Source organism: Synechococcus sp. R5-13, assembly GCF_047462015.1.
Classification (GTDB): domain Bacteria; phylum Cyanobacteriota; class Cyanobacteriia; order Thermostichales; family Thermostichaceae; genus Thermostichus.
Window position 1 is genome coordinate 1 of record NZ_JANSIL010000180.1, and the last position, 3,934, is coordinate 3,934.

Consider the following 3,934-nt stretch of genomic DNA (forward strand, 5'->3'; position numbering starts at 1 on the left):
ACAAACAGAATGCTATCGCTGCATAGTTGAACAGTGATGTTCAGCAGTGTTCAGCGTAAATGTATCAGACCAGTCCGCCGGCCACCCTCTACAACCCGTGCAGATTTGTCTTTGGCGTAGAAAAGATTCCACCTAGCCTGCCAGCCTCACTTTGTGGATGCTGTAGGAAATTTTCTTCCCTATGCATCATCTACTCAATCTTCCAAGGGATCCAACTTGGGATCCAGACTCTTGGCCGTTAGACGCAGAGCCTCCGCCTGATCCATCACCCGTGGAGCTTGCACTGCCGTTTCAAGGCCCTGGCGATAGCTCTCCCACAGGGGCATTTCTGGGTAGGTCTGCTGCAACTCGCTGATCTGATCCAGAAGGGCCTCCAGCCAGCCAGCCGTGCTCCAGGTGAGCAGAAACTGGAAGGGGTTCCACAGGTTGAGCTGCCGCCCCAATTCATTTAGGCTCTCGTTGCGAATGGGCGGATCGAAGATGTCCGCCACCGTCATTAACTGGCGGGCCAGCAGGGGTCTGAGGATTTTCTCGGCAGCTTCCACCACAGCAGGGATGGCAGCTTGGATCCGGTCGGGTCTGGGAATGTTCCGCGCCTGGGGCAAGGCTTGCAGCACCAACTCCAGTCGCCGCCCTGCCTCTGCCGATTCCAAAGCCGATTCCAGGGTGGTGCCCACGCTGAGAAACACTTCTCCCGTCAGCAGCCGCACTGCATCGATGACCAGGTGATACAAGGGAGGGATCACGAGCTTGATCCACTCGCTCTGGAAAAACTCCCGCAGCCGCCGTGCCGCATAGTCCCCCACTTGGGTGGTCTGGATCCCCACTTGAGTGAGATTGAGATACCAGTCGGGAGGAGATCCCTTGGGATCCAGCCAACGGCGCAGCGTTTGCCATTCTTCTTCTGTGAGGGCAGTTCGTCCCTGTTTTAAGCCAGTTCGCCGCAGCTTGCCCTCGGCATTCAAGAGCTTGCGCAGCTCCGGTGTGCCCAGCAAGGACAAGGCACCTGCCGAACCCACACTGCCGATCTCGATGGCGATCAAGGCGGCCAACAAGGCGGCTGAGGCCTTTACTTGAATCTGGCCGCTTTTGTCCATCACCAAAGGCAGGCGGCTGTTGCCATAGGCACGGGCACTCATCGCCTCCAGAGCAGAGCGTTGGTCAGAGGTCAGCGTCCGAGCCCAAGAAGGGATCCCGTGGCTTTCCGCCTCTGGATAGGCCGCTTCCTGCAAGCCGTGATACAGCAAGCTGGCCACCCAGGCGCGATCCGCAGCCTGCCGCAAAGAGCCAATGACCACTTCCCATTGGCAGGGGTTAAGCAGGGGCAAGAGCGCTTGCAGCTCTCGGTGGATGGGCTCTGGGGATCCCGCCGTTCTCGACTGTTCCAGAGCGCTTTGCAGCCGATCCCGCGCCTCTCGGCACAGCCCGCCCCACTCCAGTTGCAGGCGAGCCAGGGTCTGTTGCACCGTCTCTTCGGAGCGACGGGGTAGATCCTGCCAGCCCGCTTCCAGCTGCCGCCACAGCTCCTCCCATTTCAGGCCCTCAGCAGCGCCATTGACGGCATCCGAGGCAACCTTTGAGCTGGGCGAGGCGTTTTGGGGCTCGGAATGGAAAGCGGGATCCAGAGGTTCAGACATGGACAGAACCGGCTCAAGGGGATTACCGGCATTATAGCTAGGGGTAAAACGCCAGCCGAGGCAAACCCAACGTTTCCGGCCATCCCATCATCAGGTTGAGACACTGCACTGCCTGCCCGGCTTGCCCTTTCATCAGGTTATCGATCACCGACAGGACAATAACGCGGTTGGTGCGGCTGTCCACCTCCACCCCGATCATGCAGGTGTTGGTGCCGGAGACCCATTTGGTTTGCGGGTAAACCCCCCGCGGCAGCACCTTCACCCAAGGAGATTGGCGATAGAAAGCATTGTAAATGGTGAGCAAATCTTCCCCCACAAAGCCGGGATCCCGCAGAGTGGCATACAAGGTGACGTGGATCCCCCGCACCATGGGCACCAGATGGGGCGTAAATTGCACGGTGATGGGGGTGTGGGTCAGGTCGGTGCAAGCTTGCTCGATCTCGGGCGTATGGCGGTGCTGGGCCACTCCATAGGCTGCCAGAGAGCCGTCCACTTCGGCAAACAGGGATCCCACCTTGGGGGTACGACCTGCCCCCGAAACGCCGGATTTGGCATCGAAAATGAGGCTGTCCAGCTCCACCAACCCCTGCCGCAGCAGAGGAGCAACCGCCAACAATGAGGCAGTGGGATAACAGCCGGGACAGCCCACCAGTTGGGCTTGGGCAATCGCCTCGCGATAAAGTTCCGGCAACCCATAGACCGCCTGCTCATTGGCCTGGCGATAGGCAGGGCTGGGCCAGTTGGGATCCGTCTGACCCATGCGGTACCAAGATTGGTAGGTGGCCAGGTTGCGAAAGCGGTAATCTGCCGACAAATCCAAGACTTTGCACCCCTTGGCCAGCAAAGGCGGAGCCAGCTCAGCAGCCAGCCCATTGGGGAGAGACAAAAACACCACATCGCTGTTGGCGGCAATGCGATCCACCTCTACCGGCTGAACGGTCAGATCCACGGCCTGGGCCAACTGGGGATAGAGATCCCCGTAGCGCTTGCCGGCGCTGTCTTGCCCGGCCAGGTAGGTGATCTGCACGCCAGGGTGCTCGCTCAGCAGCCGCACCAACTGCACCCCTCCGTAGCCGGAAGCGCCGACGATGCCAATGCGGACAGGCTCTGTGGGGTGGGGTGGGCGGGGCGCCATGTTGGCCATGGGGGGTTGCCTGTGCAAGAGGGTTGCGTGATGGCTTGCCTTAAGTTCTACCGCATTTTTCTGCTGCATTTGACGCTGCATCTTGTCCATTCGCGTTTTCATTCGCGTTAGCGTTGCGTGGCCATCCAGGGGGATTTGTTATGCTGGGTTCACCTGAGCCGCTCGGGCCTTGGCAGCGGCTTCCGTAATATCTGTCTATGTTCTGTGTAGCTTTCTAATCTGCGGTCTATGCACTATGAGCGATTGATCAACATGGTCTTGCGGGCCTATGGCCAAAGCAGCCGCCATGGCCTGGATCAGGAAACTCTGACCCTCTACTCAGAAGGCCCCTACACCCTCTACAAGCTCACTTCCCATTTCGATCGCCGCTCCATTTTTGTGTTGGCCCAGAATCAGCGGGATATGTTTGTTTCTGGCGATGCGTTTAACAACAAGCTGATCCCAGGAGAATGGCAGGCGTGGCTGCACCAGAAAGCGCTGGGCATCGCTCCCGACACGGCACAAGCAGGTTAGCCGAAGACCATATCTGGCGTGGAAGGATCCCCAAGCTTACGCCCGGCCTGTTGAGATCCAGCCCATGCTGACAATGGCCGCCTACTTCCAGCTCAGAGGGTGGTGGGATCCACAGGTCGCTCCACCTCTCCAGAATCTACCCGCCACTGGCCAAAACCCCTGGCTGAACCTGTCGGGGCACCACTGAGAGACGATCCAGCTCGGCACAATAGGCCAGATCCTGATCGTTTTCCGGCCCCAGACCCAACAACCGTTGCCCGTGGCTAGAGCGTCTCAACAAACCCAGCAGATCGTCCTGCCAAGTTTGGTAGAGGGCCAAGGCCGCCAAGGTCTCGTCGTTGCCCAACTGGTTCAAAGAGCAGCCCAGGCGATGCAAGATGGCTCCGGCACAGGCAGTATCTTCCAGTGAAAAGGCCCCTTCCCACCCGGATCCCACCAGCCACACCTCGGCAAAGGAGCCCCGTCTGAGAAAATCCACCACGGCTCCCAAGTTCACCAGGGCTGCTGTAATCACCACTGGGATCCCTTCCAGGCGCTGTAGGCTGCGCGTGCCGTTGGTGGTGCTCAGGAAGATGCGCTTGTCCCGCACGCGGTCGGGAGTGTAGTCGAGGGGGGAGTTGCCCAGATCAAACCCCGCCAC

Annotated in this window: 4 protein-coding genes; 1 reads left to right on the forward strand and 3 read right to left on the reverse strand. The window is 59.5% G+C overall.

The window, feature by feature from the left end; translation table 11 throughout:
- Nucleotides 1-194: 194 nt before the first annotated feature.
- On the reverse strand, nucleotides 195-1,637 hold the full coding sequence (locus tag NW840_RS12955; RefSeq protein ID WP_414344705.1) for a hypothetical protein: 1,443 nt from the start codon (nucleotides 1,635-1,637) through the stop codon (nucleotides 195-197).
- Nucleotides 1,638-1,674: 37 nt separating this feature from the next.
- Nucleotides 1,675-2,781, reverse strand: coding sequence for an N-acetyl-gamma-glutamyl-phosphate reductase (gene argC, locus NW840_RS12960; protein WP_011431956.1), 1,107 nt, complete (start codon nucleotides 2,779-2,781; stop codon nucleotides 1,675-1,677).
- 228 nt (nucleotides 2,782-3,009) lie between these two features.
- Here argC and NW840_RS12965 point away from each other — a divergent pair, with 228 nt between their 5' ends.
- Nucleotides 3,010-3,294 (forward strand): hypothetical protein, encoded by a 285-nt coding sequence (locus tag NW840_RS12965; RefSeq protein ID WP_011431955.1) that lies wholly within the window; start codon nucleotides 3,010-3,012, stop codon nucleotides 3,292-3,294.
- 136 nt (nucleotides 3,295-3,430) lie between these two features.
- Here the strand turns inward: NW840_RS12965 and NW840_RS12970 are convergent.
- The coding region (locus tag NW840_RS12970; protein WP_414344706.1) for a 2-phosphosulfolactate phosphatase at nucleotides 3,431-3,934 on the reverse strand (504 nt) is incomplete at its 5' end.

Bases quoted from the DNA above. Each gene is read 5' to 3' on its own strand.
- argC (WP_011431956.1), bottom strand. From the start codon at position 2,781: ATGGCCAACATGGCGCCCCGCCCACCCCACCCCACAGAGCCTGTCCGC.
- NW840_RS12965 (WP_011431955.1), top strand. From the start codon at position 3,010: ATGCACTATGAGCGATTGATCAACATGGTCTTGCGGGCCTATGGCCAA.
- NW840_RS12955 (WP_414344705.1), bottom strand. From the start codon at position 1,637: ATGTCTGAACCTCTGGATCCCGCTTTCCATTCCGAGCCCCAAAACGCC.